We start from the raw sequence: 14,824 nt of genomic DNA, 5'->3' as shown, positions 1-14,824 counted from the left end.
GACCGAGAGAGCCGCATGGCATTTGCATGACAACAAGCACTTCTTGGCGTCCATTTTGTATGGTCAGCCTCGCCTTAATGATGGGAACGATGGGGACTGCCTTAGCCAGTCCACTTTACCCGCTGTATCAAGCCTTATGGCATCTGGTGCCGAGTCAGATCACCTATATTTTTGTGGCTTATATGTTTGGTTGTCTCGCTACTTTGCTGTTTCTCGGCCGGACCAGTAATAGCATTGGCTATTTACGCACCTTACAAGTAGGGTTGGTGTTTATTAGCATCGGGTTGGTGATTTCCGCTTATGCTTCTGATGCTCTCATTTTATCTTTGGGGCGCTTTATTATTGGTATTGCATCTGGTTTGATGACCACTTCGGCCTTACTGGGACTGATGTATACCGTGCCCAAAAGCCATCAACAGATTGCACCACAACTGAGTTCGATTATTACCGCAGTAGGCTTTGGCTTAGGCCCGCTGATTGGTGGCCTGATAGCTCAATTTTCAGAATATCCGTTAGTCAGTCCTTATCTACCCGTTATACTTGGCGCTGTACTGTGTTTCTTTGGTTTATTTTGGGTTCAATCTCCCACGTTTACCTCACAGCCCTTTAGTATTGCCCCAAAGCTACTCCGACCAGAAGTGCAATATCATCAGTTGTTTTTGATCGTTGGATTTACCGCATTTAGTGCCTTTGCCGCGTTTAGTTTATTTGCATCCTTATCACCTTCATTTGTGCGGGATATTTTGCCGTGGCACGGCCCTCTCATTAGCGGTTCAGCCATTACCAGTATTTTAATTGTCTCTGCCGTGGTGCAGTATTTTGCTAGAAGCATTCCCGCTTATAAGTGCCTCAACTATGGCTTAATTACCTTGATTGCAAGCTTAGGCATTTTGGCGCTGTGTATGCTATTTCAACTGAGTGCATTTTTCTTTATCAGTGATTTTCTCGTTGGTGTCGGACATGGCCTGACCTTGATTGGTTCCTTTGGTCTCATTCATGCGATGACCACCTTAGAGAATCGTGCTGCAGTGATGTCGACTTATCTTTTTATTGGTTATTTGGGTACGATTGTACCCATTGTAGCTGTGGGTTATTTGGCAGATCACTTTGGATTAAGCTTCGGGGTCATTAGCTTTTGCATTGCCATCGCTTTATTGTGTTTTTATCTGTGGTTTGCGCATAAAAGCAGTATACGTCTAGCTTCTGCATAGAAAGAGTGAAGTCAAAATCATTTCGATTTAGATCGTTCTTCAGATGCCATTTTTCAGTCTACCCTTGCTATAACTTAGGTTCTTTTCTTGTTGGCATGGGCTAAGTCCGTATGTTCATTTAAATACTGGCTTAAATGTTCTAAAAAATAGGACACTCTTGGTGAGTGCTCGAGCCGATCCATATAAATCGCATAGATATCGGCAGGGGGCGTCTCATAGTCCTGCAATACTTGGACTAAACGACCACTTTTTAAATACTTGGCCACGTCCCATTCAGCGCGCATTAAAATTCCATGACCATCGAGTGCCCAGCCAATGGTGACTTGGCCATCATTGCTACTCAATTTTCCATGCACTTTAACTGTCTCTTCCTTATCCCCTTGAGTTAAACGCCAGTTCGCATATGCCGCATCATTTTGTCTTAACACAATGCATTGGTGCAGGGTCAGTTCGCGTGGCGTAAGTGGTGCCCCAGCGTTCGCCAAATAACGCGGAGAAGCACATAGAAGCCGTCTATTGGCCGCAATTTTTTTCGCAATTAGTCGTGAGTCTGGTACCTGTCCAAAGTGAATCGAGACATCAATCGCATCATTCGGCAAATGAATCGGACGATCGGTCAGATGTAACTGGACTTCAATATCTGGAAATTTTCGCGCAAAGTCTGAAATCGCAGGAGCAATGTAGGTTCGACCAAAACCAAACGGTGCATTCACTCGCAGCAAACCCTTAGGTGTGGTGCGACTGCGTGCTACTTGCTGTTCCATTTCTTCAATTTCTTTCAAGATTCGCGAAGCATTCTCAAAATAAATTTCGCCTTCATTGGTCAAACTGATACGTCTGGTGGTCCGATTCAACAACCGAACCCCTAAACGCTCTTCCATTTGTGTCAGACGTCGGGACACAGCAGGGGGCGTTAAATTCAACTCACGCGCTGTTGCAACCAGACTGCCCTGTTTTATTAGTAAACAAAAAAATGCTAATTCGGTATCTGAGCTCATGATTATTCAGTTTTTTGCAAGAGTGATTTAACTTTATATCGATTCATCGGTTTTGCAAAGTCTCTAATATCCCTATCACGTTACCCCCCAAACAACATATCTCACCCAAGCAAGGAAACTTGAGTGAGTCATAAAGTCCACCGTGTAAGGACAACGGTGCACAAACGGGGAGCTGTTTCGCCAAACTCGATTGCGGTGTGACTTCAACCCAATCGGGAGGTAATCGCTACTGATATGGAGATAAGCCATGGACATGGATATCGAGAAACGGACGCTACGCAAAATCACTTGGCGTATTGTGCCGTTTATCATGATTTTATATTTAATTGCCTATATTGATCGGGTCAATATTGGTTTTGCTGCCATTACCATGAAAGAAGATTTGGGCTTTACCGCTTCGATTCTCGGTTTTGGCGCAGGAATTTTCTTTTTGGGCTATTTCCTCTTTGAAGTTCCCTCCAACATTATTTTGCACAAAGTCGGCGCTCGCATTTGGATTGCACGAGTCATGGTGACTTGGGGCATTATTGCTGGCGGGATGGCCTTTGTCGAAAGCTCAACCAGCTTTTATGTTATGCGATTTTTACTCGGTGTCGCCGAAGCAGGCTTTTTCCCCGGCATTATTTTGTATTTAAGCTACTGGTTCCCTGCACGAAATCGAGCAGGGGTAATTGCCTTATTTATGGCTGCCGCCCCTATAGCCACGGCGATTGGTTCTCCTATTTCAGCAGCATTACTGGAAATGCACGGCATCATGGGCTTAGCAGGTTGGCAATGGATGTTCCTGATTGAAGCCATTCCTGCGGTGATCCTAGGCGTCGTAGTGTTTTTCTACATGACAGATCGACCTGAAAAAGCCGCGTGGTTAAAACCCGATGAGCGAGAATGGTTGGTTAAAACCATGCAAGCGGAAGATGCCAATAAAGGAGGGCAACAGCAGCATAGTATTTTACGCGGACTCGCCAATCCACGCGTGCTTGCTCTGGCACTCATTTATTTCGGTACCTCAGCGGGGCTGTATACCCTTGGCATTTGGGCACCTCAAATCATTAAAGAACTGGGTGTCAGCTCAATGACCGTCGGTCTATTGAACGCCATTCCTCCTATTATCTCTGTTGTTGCCATGATTTTGTGGTCACGTCACTCCGACAAAACCAATGAACGCACTTGGCATGTGGCTTTGGCTTGTTTAACCGCAGCTGTGGGGCTCGCGATTGCAGCCAGTACTGGCAGTATGTTTGGCCTGATTGCCGCATTAACCATTGTCAACGTCGGCATCAGTTGCTCTAAACCACCACTGTGGAGCATGCCAACCATGTTTTTATCGGGTGCCGCCGCAGCGACAGGCATCGCAACCATTAACTCGATTGGGAACTTAGGTGGCTTTGCGGGTCCAGCCATGATCGGTTGGGTTAAAGACCAAACTGGAAGCTTTGCAGGCGGTTTGTATTTCGTCGCAGGTCTGCTGATTTTATCTACCGTCTTGACCCTCGTTTTAAGTTTTACTCAAAAAAACAAAGCCAATTCGGCTGAATTGAGTAATTCATGATCTTCATTTTTACCTTATTCGATATTCGAGCGAATTGAACGCTTAACAAGGAGCCTCCCATGGAAAAAGAACTTGCCGTACAGTCCCTCACGGACACCATGGCCAAATTTACAGCCTATATTGGCAAACGTTTACCCAAAGATGTCAAAAGCAAACTGATTGAGCTGAAAACATTGGAAACCAACCCACTGGCCAAATCAATTTATGATTCAATGGATGAAAACCAAGAAGCAGCAGATCGACTAAACCGTCCCAGCTGCCAAGACACAGGCGTGATTCAATATTTTGTTGAAGCGGGTGCGCATTTCCCACTGTTGGGCGAATTGCAGGAAATTTTACGTGAAGCGACCGAAGAGGCAACCCGTACAGGCCCCTTGCGCCACAATGCAGTTGAAACCTTTGATGAGAAAAACACGGGCACCAATACGGGCACCCAAATTCCGTGGCTAGACTGGCGCATCGTCCCGGAACAGGATACCTGTACCATCGATGTCTATATGGCAGGCGGCGGGTGTACCTTGCCAGGTGCAGCTAAAGTTTTGATGCCAGGTCAAGGCTATGAAGGTGTAGCTGAGTTCGTGATGGATGTGATTACCGAGCGTGGTGTGAATGCTTGCCCGCCATTACTGGTCGGTGTCGGGGTGTCCACTTCAGTTGAAACCGCTGCACGCTTGTCCAAACTGGCCATTATGCGCCCTGTAGACTCAAGAAGTGATAACCCCCGTGCTGCACTGATGGAAGACTTGCTGGAACAAGGCTTGAATGAAATTGGCATTGGCCCACAGGGCTTAACAGGCAATAACAGCGTCATGGGCGTCAATATTGAGTCTTCGGCTCGTCACCCATCCACCATTGGCGTGGCAGTCAACACCGGTTGCTGGGCACACCGCCGTGGCAAAATTAAAATTAACCCTGATATGTCTTATGAAATTCTGTCACACGAAGGAGTTGTGCTATGAAAAAAGTACTGACCACCCCATTACGTGATGAAGACTTAGCCGATCTTAAAATTGGTGACGTGGTATATCTAACTGGACGTCTAGTTACTTGTCGTGATGTGGCACATCGCCGCTTAATTGAACAAGGTCGACAACTTCCCGTGAATTTAGAAGGCGGTGCGATTTTCCATGCTGGCCCCATCGTGCGTAAAAAGGATGATGGCGGTTTTGAAATGGTCTCCATTGGGCCCACCACCAGTATGCGTATGGAAAAATTTGAACGCGAATTTATCAAACAAACTGGGGTGAAACTGATTGTGGGTAAAGGTGGCATGGGCCCTGAGACTGTCGCAGGCTGTCAGGAGCACAAAGCAGTCCATGCGATTTTCCCTGGAGGATGTGCGGTACTGGCAGCCACTCAAGTCGAGGAAATTGAAGGCGCTGAATGGCAAGACCTCGGGATGCCTGAAACTTTATGGATTAACCGCGTCAAGGTATTTGGCCCGCTGATCATCTCGATTGATACCCATGGCAATAATCTTATTCAGCAAAATAAAACCCAGTTCCAAGCCAAAAAGAAACCAGTGCTGGATCGGATTAGTAAAGAACTGAGTTTTATTAAATAGTGCATTACAGACAGCACCTCAAACTATCCCGTTCGGTGTTGTCTGTCTCTCTTTGTTTTAACTCTAGGCCTGCATTTGGTCAGATATATAATAGCCAAATCAGGCATTTATCTTCACTTGTGTCCCTATTCACCACAACGTCTCGACGTTTAATCCATACTTCTTTCAGCAGAATACGGACATTGCAATCGATGTAACGAGATCAAGCTCATGATGGATCATGTAACCATAAAAAAACCGCTCTATATTCCCTATGCAGCTCATTCACTTTTAGAACTGCCGTTGTTGAATAAAGGAGCTGCATTTTCAATACAAGAACGCAATACCTTCAATTTACACGGCCTGATTCCACACGTGATTGAAACCATTGAGGAACAAAGTCGCCGCTCCTATCAGCAGTATTTATCTTTTAAAGATGACATCAACAAACATATCTATTTACGCAATATCCAAGATACCAACGAAACCCTATTTTATCATCTGCTCAAACATCACTTAAGTGAAATGATGCCGATCATTTACACCCCAACTGTGGGTGAGGCCTGCCAACGTTTTTCCGATATTTATCGCCGACATCGTGGCATTTTTATTTCCTACCCAGATCGCGCGCATATTGATGAAATTCTACACAACGTCAACCGTAAAAATGTCAAAGTCATCGTCATGACCGATGGAGAGCGGATCTTAGGTCTTGGTGATCAAGGCATTGGCGGCATGGGGATTCCCATTGGTAAACTGTCGCTTTATACCGCCTGTGGAGGCATCAGTCCAGCCTATACCTTGCCTATTACGCTGGATGTTGGGACCAATAACCAACAGTTACGCAACGATCCGCTGTATTTGGGTTGGAACCACCCCCGTATTAGTGGCGATGAATACAATCAATTTATCGATGATGTGATTCGTGCCATTCAACGACGCTGGCCGAAGGCCCTGATTCAGTTTGAAGATTTTGCTCAGCAAAATGCCATGCCTTTACTAACTACCTATCGTGAACAAATCTGTTGTTTTAATGATGATATTCAAGGTACGGCGGCTGTAGCGTTAGCTAGCCTGATTGCAGCATCTCATGTGGTGAAAAAGCAGGTCAAAGATCAAACGATTGTTATTTTAGGTGCAGGTTCAGCAGGCTGTGGTATTGCAGAACAAATTATTGCACAAATGAAAATTGAAGGGCTCAGCGACCTTGAAGCACGCTCACGTCTTTATTTGGTAGATCGCTTTGGTTTAATGACTGAACAGCAACCCAACTTACTCGATTTTCAAAGCAAGTTGGCGCAGCCTTTGCGTGCCATTGAGACATGGGCAAATGTAGCGCCAGAGATTTCTCTGCTCGAAGTCATTCAGCATGCCAAACCCACAGTATTAATCGGAGTTTCAGGACAAACTGGCTTATTTAGCGAAGAGATTATTCGCGCACTGGCTGAAAACTGTGAACGCCCGATCGTCTTTCCCTTGTCCAACCCCACCTCTCAGGTCGAAGCGCTCCCCACAGATATTATTCAATGGACAGAGGGTAAAGCCTTAATCGCAACAGGCAGCCCATTTGCACCAGTACATCATCAAGGCCATATTTACCCCATTGCTCAGTGCAATAATGCTTATATTTTTCCTGGGGTTGGTCTAGGTGTCATTGCCGCAGGTGCGCAAAGCGTGACCGACCTGATGTTAATGGCCGCGAGTAATGCTTTAGCCAGATGTTCACCCATGCTGAAAAACCCAGACCATGATTTACTGCCAAGTATTGGCGCCATTCAGGACATCTCTAAAATTATCGCCTTGCAGGTGGGTCTTGCCGCGATACGGGAAGGGGTTGCCCCATTGATGGATGAAGCTAGCTTGCAAAAAGCCATTGAGGCGCATGTGTGGAAACCCGAATATCGAGATTACCGCCGAATTACCTTTTGATTAGCTTCTTACAGCATAAGAATCTCATAAACTTTTGTGCCAAAGAGAAGCTGAATAGCAGCACTAGCCATCCTATGTATAAAAAAGCACCCTGTGTTTAAAACTGAGTGCTTTTTATATCCATCTACCTAAATAGGCACGATGCTAAATATTGGCATTATTTTCCAATACAGAACGATCCAAAAATTTTCCCAAGCAAATCATCCGCACTAAAATCCCCTGTAATTTCACCGAGGGCATTTTGCGCCAAACGTAGCGACTCTGCGACCAACTCGCCCGCGTTATACACCACCAATTGTTCACGCGCTTCAGCAAGGTAAAGCTGAGTACGCTTCATTGCGTCTAAATGGCGTGTACGCGCAATAAAGGTATCTTCTTCTGGCTGGAAGCCTGCATGCGCTGTAATCGATTCTATGAGCGCTTGAACGCCAGTTTCTTGCTTTGCCGAAACCATAATATGCCGGAAGCCATTAAAATCTTCGATATGCGATGTTGTTTCCATCAAATCACACTTATTACCAATCAGCATTAAACGTTTCGGTTCAATATGCTCAGCAAAATATTCTTGCGCCAGTTTGAGTGGGTCTTCGCCTTGGCTTAAGTCATAGACCAAAAGTAACAGATCGGCTTGCTCAATTTCTTTAATGGCACGACGAATCCCTTCTTTTTCTACAATATCACCCGTTTCACGTAAACCAGCGGTATCGGTTAAGGTAATAGGTAAGCCATTCAGGGTAATTTTTTCATGTAAGACATCCCGTGTAGTGCCTGCAATATCCGTCACAATGGCGCGTTCAATGCCTGCTAATGCATTGAGCAGTGATGACTTACCCGCATTCGGTTTTCCTGCAATGACCACTTGTAAACCTTCACGCAGCAACTGTCCTTGACGAGCCGATTGTTGCACTTGGTTCACGGCAGCCGTAACGCCATCTAAAAGATTTAAAATTTTCCCGTCCGCGAGAAAATCAATTTCTTCTTCAGGAAAATCAATCGCAGCTTCCACATGCAAACGTAGATGAATCAATTGCTCCAACACGCGATTTACTTTAGTTGAAAATGCACCTTGTAATGAACGTACCGCAGAACGTGCAGCGGCTTGAGACGTCGCATCAATTAAGTCAGCAATCGCTTCAGCCTGTACCAAATCCAGTTTACCATTTTCAAAAGCACGCATGGAAAACTCACCGGCTTTTGCTGCAATCGCACCAAGCTCCAACAAACGCCCCAGTAAAGCATTTTGAATGACAGGGCCACCATGACCTTGCAACTCAACCACATCTTCACCAGTAAACGAGTTGGGGTTCGGGAAACAAATCGCTAAGCCCTCATCCATCACCTCGCCAGAGGCATCATAAAACTGGCGAAAACCAGCAAAACGCGCTTTCGGCAAGTCTTTTTGGGTCAAGGCCTGTGCAATCTCATAAGACTTGGGACCAGATAGGCGAATGACCCCCACACCACCACGCCCAGGTGGTGTTGCAATGGCAGCAATCGTGGTTCGGTTGTACATAACATTCACCTAAAATCTTAAAAGTCACACAATGAAAAATCCGCCTAAGATTACCATCTTAGGCGGATTTATTCAGCTTTTCGCGAAAAGTTGCCTCGATTAACTCGACGCACGTTCCTTATTCAAGCGGTCTTTTTCAACAGATTTGTTGATCAAGGTCTGCTGAATAATCGTGATACTGTTGTTGACAATCCAGTACAACACGAGACCCGCAGGGAAGAACAACATAAAGACTGTGAAAACAATCGGCATGATTTTGAAAACTTTCGCTTGCATTGGATCAGCCGGTTGTGGATTTAAAGACTGCTGAATGAACATCGTTGCGCCCATTAACAGCGGTAAAATAAACCACGGATCCATCGCTGACAAATCTTGAATCCAAAGTAACCATGGCGCATGACGAAGCTCAACTGACTCCATCAACACCCAGTACAACGCAAGGAAGATTGGCATTTGTAATAACAATGGCAAACAACCCGCAAGCGGATTGACTTGTTCACGTTTATATAGTGCCATCATTTCTTGAGAGAAGCGCATACGGTCTTCACCGAACTCTTCTTTCATACGCTGCATTTCAGGTGCAATGACACGCATTTTCGCCATTGAGCGATAACTCTTAGACGACAATGGCCAAAGAATCAGTTTCACCAAGACCGTTAACAAAATAATTGCCCAGCCCCAGTTACCCACTAAACCGTGGAAGAACTCAAGACCCAAGAACAATAATTTCGCAATTGGCCATAACCAACCATAATCAACAGTTTGGTTTAAACCTGTTGCAAGCTCTTTTAACTCAGATTGAACTTTAGGACCTGAATAGAAGGTCGCATCAATCTCAGCCACTGTACCAGCAGGCACAGTAATCGTCGGCGAAGTAAAACCAATGATATTCATATCATCCGTTGACTTACGCGACTCTAATTTCGCGACATAAGGTTGACCATTGGCTTGCGTCAATTTTAAGTCACCAGGAATCCAAGCACTCACAAAGTAGTGCTGAACCATAGCAACCCAGCCGCCTTTCGCTTCAACATTCAATTTTTCTTCATTGAAGTTAGCAAATTTAAGCTTGTTATAATGTTCTTCAGGCGAACCCCAAGCACCACCTAAGAAAGTGCCCAGCGTGAAAATACCTTGATCCGATTTGCCTGGATCATCAGAGTTGTCACGTTTGAGTTGACCAAACATTTGACCCTGCCAGTTTTGACCACTGCGGTTCACTACTTTATGGTTCACAACAACAGGATATTCACCTTGCTTAAAGGTAAAGGTTTTAATGATTTCCACACCATCAGCTGTTTTCAGTACCATCGGTACGGTTAACACTTTGATGCTTTTTCCATCTTCAATTTGAACCGCTTTGGCATCATTCAATGTATAAGCAGATTTTTCAATCTCATACATTGGACGACCGCTACGGTTACTGTCTGGACCATTAAGACCAATTAAACCAGACTGCGCCACATAAGTACGTTTTGCATCACTTTCAAGCATGACAAATGCTTCGTTACTGTCTTTGCTCTTGTCATGGTTTAACAATTCAATACGAACAATATCACCACCTTTAGGATTAATCCAAAGATGATAAAGGTCAGTTTGTACTGAAATAAGCTGTTGATTTACAGATGCTTTTGCTTCTGTAGCTGGTTGCTGAGTCGCGATATTTGCTTGTGGCATATCAGACGCTGCTGAAGCCGTTTGAGCATTTGGCAAATCTGCAGATACTTCATGTGAAACTGCTGCAGCCTGTTGTGGCTGTGGCTGAGTCTCAGCATGTCCATAATCTTTTTGCCAAGCCAAAATGAGCAAATAAGCGACAACAAACATGGCCCCGAGAATGGCAAACCTGGCCCATTGTTGCATATCGATTACCCCAAGTGGTTAGAGTGATTTTGGTTCAAGAAACAATCACGAAAGGGTACAGCAACCAGATGCTTTTGAGAATCTATTTGCTGAAAAGAGATAAAACGAATCCTTTTGTTTGGAACAGGGTCATACCCCGATCCACCCCAAGGATGACAACGGCAAATACGTTTAGTAGCCAACCACACACCACGCACAGCACCATGTGTATGGACTGCTTCCAATGAATATTGAGAACATGTAGGGATATAACGACAACGCGGCCCAAGTAAAGGACTAATCGCAATTTGATAAAATCGAATTAACCAATGCAGTAAGCGTACCATTGGCCATCTCTACTTTTGCAGGGAGGGAGCTATTTTTTGATGCTTTTTGGCAAGACGTTGTAATTTTTGCCAAGCAAATTGTAATTGCTGGTGCAACTCTGCATTAGGCACTGTTTCTATCCCCATTTTAGGCATAACCACAATATCTAAAGTTAATTGCTGTTGATGCAAGCGAAAACTTTCGCGAGCCAAACGTTTTACTCTATTTCTTTCGTGTGCACGACGCACTTTCTTTTTAGCAACAACAATACCCAAACGACTTTGAGGTTGTTCGGTCAGTTTTGCTAGAAATAAGAAATGGGGCTGATGCACTTTAAAAAGCGCACCATCGAAGACACTTTTATAATCGGCAGCACAGCGAATACGAACCTCTGTGCTGAAGCCATAAAGTGTAGTCATAACACCCAAAATCGTTTAAGCGTTAACTATTGATTAAACAGTTAAGCTGTGACGACCTTTTGCACGACGACGAGCTAATACTTGGCGACCAGCTTTAGTAGCCATACGAGCACGGAAACCATGAACGCGCTTACGCTTTAATTCAGATGGTTGGAATGTACGTTTCATATCGAAACTCCAAAAATGATCATTCAATGAAGGTTCGCGAGTTTAGTGTTCATTGCTTGAGCTGTCAATGGAAAACCGATTTTCTTGTGAAATTAAGCCTTTTTATTTGTAACAGCAGCTTGAGCTTGCTTTTTTCTCGATAACATTTAAACAACTGCCCTTTTTTCTTATACACAACCTAGATTATTGTTTATTAAAGTGATATAAGTTACCAACAAGATTACCCACACAATTATCCACAAGTCTTTAAATTCACTTGCTGTGCATGTTTTTAAATTTAAATTCATTTTGGATCTGCAGTTATCCCCAGAAAACAGGTCTCTTATAAATAAATTCAAATTTATAAATTTAAATTTATTACTATTAGGGTGGTCTTTTTCTGTGGAAATGACACTTTTTTAATTATAAAACAATAAAATATGGTGTGGATAAGATTGTTTTTATAAAATCAATAGTTTGTGGATAACTTTGTGCTATATTCTATCCACAGGTTGCGGATAACCTTATCCACACCGCTATTTGAATTTAAATTTATTTTCATAAGCAGGCTTTTTGAGCAATATCTGCAGAATTTTCCATGACAGATGTGGATAACTTGGTTAGAATGGCGACCCGCTTCGGTGGGTACATAGTGTTTTTATTAATTATCGATGGAATGAATAGGGGTTTCACATGCTTTGGACGGACTGCTTAACTCGCTTGCGACAAGAGCTATCTGGGAATGTCTTTACAATGTGGATACGCCCTTTAGTTGCAGAAGAGTTAAATGACACACTACGTCTTTATGCTCCGAATCCCTATTGGACACGTTACATTCAAGAACATCACCTAGAATTGATTACAATTTTAGTGGAGCAGCTCTCTGAAGGGCGTGTACGTAAAGTTGAAATTTTAGTCGATTCACGCCCGGGTGCAATTTTATCTGCGAGTGAGCAACCTGCAACGACGACTGCAGCTTTAGAGTCTGCTCCAGCACCTGTTGTGCGTCCGAAAAAAGAAAAAGAAGAAGGGAATTCTAAAAACAGCCGTAAACGCCAGTTAAATCCTTTATTTTCCTTCTCACTTTTTGTGGAAGGTCGTTCAAACCAAATGGCTGCTGAAACGTGTCGTAAGGTTTTAACCCAGTTAGGTGCTTCTCAGCACAATCCCTTATTTTTATATGGCCCGACTGGTTTAGGTAAAACACACTTAATGCAAGCAGTGGGCAATGCCTTGTTGCAAGCCAAACCGAATGCACGTGTCATGTATATGACGGCAGAAAGCTTTGTTCAAGATTTTGTTAGTTCTTTACAACAAGGCAAAGTGGAAGAATTTAAAAAAAATTGCCGATCTTTAGATCTATTGTTGGTCGATGATATTCATTTGTTGGCGGGTAAAGAGGCGAGTTTAGTAGAGTTTTTCTATACTTTTAACGCACTTTTGGATGAATCTAAGCAAATTATTCTGACTTCAGATCGCTATCCAAAAGAATTAACGGAATTAGATCCACGTTTGGTTTCACGTTTTTCATGGGGCTTGTCGGTTGGGGTTGAGCCACCTGATATTGAAACCCGTATTGAAATTTTGCTGAAAAAAGCAGAAAGCAATGATGTGGAATTACCACGAAACTGTGCGTTATTTATTGCGCAACAAGTGGTTGCAAACGTACGTGAATTGGAAGGTGCGCTGAATAAAGTGGTGGCCATTTCACGCTTTAAGGGTACAGCTATTGATTTGGATGTTGTGCGTGAGTCTTTAAAAGACGTTTTGGCCATTCGTGCACGAACCATCAGTACTGAAAATATTCAACGTGTGGTGAGTGAGTACTTTAGAATCCCACTCAAAGAGTTGGTTGGGCCTAAACGGACCCGTATTTATGCTCGTCCACGCCAATTGGCAATGGGCTTGGCACGTGAGTTAACGGGAGACAGTTTCCCTGAAATTGGTATGGCCTTTGGCGGTCGAGATCACAGTACCGTCATGCATGCTTGTGAAAAAGTTTTAAGTCTGCGCGATGAAGATCCGATCTTCAATGAGGACTATAAAAACTTGCAACGCTTGCTGCAAAGTTAAGCAAAATTGCTCAAATTCTATTCTTGCAATGCGGCATGTTCTGCCGCATAGTACACTGCTAAAAACACATTTATTTATTATTTTATCTTCAGTTTTTCGAGGAATGTATCGTGCGTTTAAAAATCGCGAAAGAAAGCTTACTTAATGTTCTATCACATGTCGTAGGAGCGGTTGAACGTCGCCATACTTTAAACATTCTTTCAAATGTTAAAGTGCAAGTGAGCCAAGCGTCGTTGACGATTACAGGTTCGGACTTAGAGGTCGAATTGGTTGCAAGTACCACGCTTGCGGAAGGGGCGTGTTTGCAAGCGGGTGAAACCACAGTTCCTGCACGTAAGCTGATGGATATTTGCAAATCTTTACCGACTGCAGCACTGATAGACCTACAAATTACTGAAGATCAACGTTGTATCTTAAAGTCCGGTAATAGCCGTTTTGTGTTGGGGACTTTACCCGCTGAAGATTACCCGTTATTGACCACAGAGAACACGCAAGGCACGCAAGTTGCGGTGACACAGCGTGAATTAAAGCGTCTATTTGAAAAAACTGCATTTGCTATGGCGGTGCAGGATGTACGTTTTTATCTCACAGGAACCTTGCTCGAAATTGATAATAATCAACTGCGTGCAGTGACCACAGATGGCCACCGTTTAGCTCTGTGTGAAACTGTTGCTAGCTCAAATGCCACTCAATTGATTCAAGCGATTGTTCCACGTAAAGCGGTGGGTGAACTACAGCGTTTATTGAGCATTGAAGATGAACAATTGGCGTTGTTGATTGGTCGTGAACTATTGAATGTGACCATTTCTATTGCCAGCCGTGACAAAGAACAAGGGGATACAACGGTTCGTTTCACCACTAAACTGATTGACGGTAAATTCCCTGATTATCGTCGTGTGATTCCACGTGGTGGGGATAAAAATGTGTTAATTGCACATGATGTCTTTAAGCAATCTTTACAACGTGTTTCGATTTTAAGTAATGAAAAACTACGTGGTGTGTTCTTAAACTTTGCCGCAGATACTTTGCAGCTACGTGCCAATAACCCAGAGCAAGACGAAGCCGTAGAAGATTTGGCGATTCAATATAATAATGCGCCAATGGAAATGTCTTTTAATGCCCAATACATCTTGGAAGTTTTAGGTGCATTGGATGGTGATGATGTATCAATGACGATGACCGAAGCAAATCAATCGGTTCTAGTGCAAGATCCAGCCCATCAAGATCAGACCTATGTGGTCATGCCAATGCGTGTTTAAGCCCTAGGTTTAGG

At 43.8% G+C, this 14,824-nt stretch carries 13 protein-coding genes; 7 read left to right on the top strand and 6 right to left on the bottom strand.

The features are described 5' to 3' along the window. The first annotated feature begins 59 nt into the window (after positions 1–59). Positions 60–1,211, top strand: coding sequence for an MFS transporter (locus tag HUK62_RS00990; RefSeq protein WP_176538419.1), 1,152 nt, complete (start codon positions 60–62; stop codon positions 1,209–1,211). 74 nt (positions 1,212–1,285) lie between these two features. Here HUK62_RS00990 and HUK62_RS00985 read toward each other — a convergent pair whose 3' ends face one another. Beyond that, positions 1,286–2,209: a LysR substrate-binding domain-containing protein gene (locus HUK62_RS00985; RefSeq protein ID WP_104221746.1), complete on the bottom strand. Its 924-nt coding sequence runs from the start codon at positions 2,207–2,209 to the stop codon at positions 1,286–1,288. Between the two features lie 247 nt (positions 2,210–2,456). Between HUK62_RS00985 and HUK62_RS00980 the strand changes: the two genes are divergently transcribed. The 4 genes from HUK62_RS00980 to HUK62_RS00965 all read left to right on the top strand — a co-directional run bounded on the left by HUK62_RS00980 (position 2,457) and on the right by HUK62_RS00965 (position 7,230). Then, on the top strand, positions 2,457–3,758 hold the full coding sequence (locus HUK62_RS00980; protein ID WP_063454561.1) for an MFS transporter: 1,302 nt from the start codon (positions 2,457–2,459) through the stop codon (positions 3,756–3,758). A 59-nt stretch (positions 3,759–3,817) separates the two neighbouring features. Continuing rightward, positions 3,818–4,717 (top strand): L(+)-tartrate dehydratase subunit alpha, encoded by a 900-nt coding sequence (ttdA, locus tag HUK62_RS00975; protein ID WP_176536844.1) that lies wholly within the window; start codon positions 3,818–3,820, stop codon positions 4,715–4,717. Then, a complete protein-coding gene (gene ttdB / locus HUK62_RS00970; RefSeq protein WP_062031160.1) occupies positions 4,714–5,322 on the top strand; it encodes a L(+)-tartrate dehydratase subunit beta in 609 nt (202 codons plus the stop codon). Before ttdA ends, ttdB begins: the two co-directional genes overlap by 4 nt. 213 nt (positions 5,323–5,535) lie before the next feature. Beyond that, on the top strand, positions 5,536–7,230 hold the full coding sequence (locus tag HUK62_RS00965; protein ID WP_176538418.1) for an NAD-dependent malic enzyme: 1,695 nt from the start codon (positions 5,536–5,538) through the stop codon (positions 7,228–7,230). Positions 7,231–7,387: 157 nt separating this feature from the next. Here the strand turns inward: HUK62_RS00965 and mnmE are convergent, their stop codons facing one another. The 5 genes from mnmE to rpmH all read right to left on the bottom strand — a co-directional run bounded on the left by mnmE (position 7,388) and on the right by rpmH (position 11,499). Continuing rightward, on the bottom strand, positions 7,388–8,743 hold the full coding sequence (gene mnmE, locus HUK62_RS00960) for a tRNA uridine-5-carboxymethylaminomethyl(34) synthesis GTPase MnmE (protein WP_176536843.1): 1,356 nt from the start codon (positions 8,741–8,743) through the stop codon (positions 7,388–7,390). Positions 8,744–8,842: 99 nt separating this feature from the next. Then, on the bottom strand, positions 8,843–10,606 hold the full coding sequence (yidC, locus tag HUK62_RS00955) for a membrane protein insertase YidC (RefSeq protein ID WP_176536842.1): 1,764 nt from the start codon (positions 10,604–10,606) through the stop codon (positions 8,843–8,845). Positions 10,607–10,611: 5 nt separating this feature from the next. After that, positions 10,612–10,932, bottom strand: a complete 321-nt coding sequence (yidD, locus tag HUK62_RS00950) for a membrane protein insertion efficiency factor YidD (RefSeq protein ID WP_004977726.1) — start codon at positions 10,930–10,932, stop codon at positions 10,612–10,614. A gap of 9 nt (positions 10,933–10,941) precedes the next feature. Then, positions 10,942–11,331 (bottom strand): ribonuclease P protein component, encoded by a 390-nt coding sequence (gene rnpA / locus HUK62_RS00945; RefSeq protein WP_039890852.1) that lies wholly within the window; start codon positions 11,329–11,331, stop codon positions 10,942–10,944. A 33-nt stretch (positions 11,332–11,364) separates the two neighbouring features. Next, a complete protein-coding gene (rpmH, locus tag HUK62_RS00940) occupies positions 11,365–11,499 on the bottom strand; it encodes a 50S ribosomal protein L34 (protein WP_000831329.1) in 135 nt (44 codons plus the stop codon). 672 nt (positions 11,500–12,171) lie between these two features. Between rpmH and dnaA the strand changes: the two genes are divergently transcribed. After that, on the top strand, positions 12,172–13,551 hold the full coding sequence (gene dnaA / locus HUK62_RS00935) for a chromosomal replication initiator protein DnaA (protein ID WP_004697428.1): 1,380 nt from the start codon (positions 12,172–12,174) through the stop codon (positions 13,549–13,551). A 110-nt stretch (positions 13,552–13,661) separates the two neighbouring features. Then, the gene (gene dnaN, locus HUK62_RS00930) at positions 13,662–14,810 is read left to right on the top strand and encodes a DNA polymerase III subunit beta (protein WP_004977721.1); all 1,149 of its coding nucleotides are present in this window, start codon (positions 13,662–13,664) and stop codon (positions 14,808–14,810) included. Positions 14,811–14,824 lie beyond the last annotated feature (14 nt).

The sequence above is a fragment of the Acinetobacter sp. NEB 394 genome (assembly GCF_013374795.1).
Taxonomy (GTDB): domain Bacteria; phylum Pseudomonadota; class Gammaproteobacteria; order Pseudomonadales; family Moraxellaceae; genus Acinetobacter; species Acinetobacter johnsonii.
The sequence above is the reverse complement of the archived record's forward strand: the minus strand, read 5'-3'. Positions and strand labels throughout refer to the sequence as shown.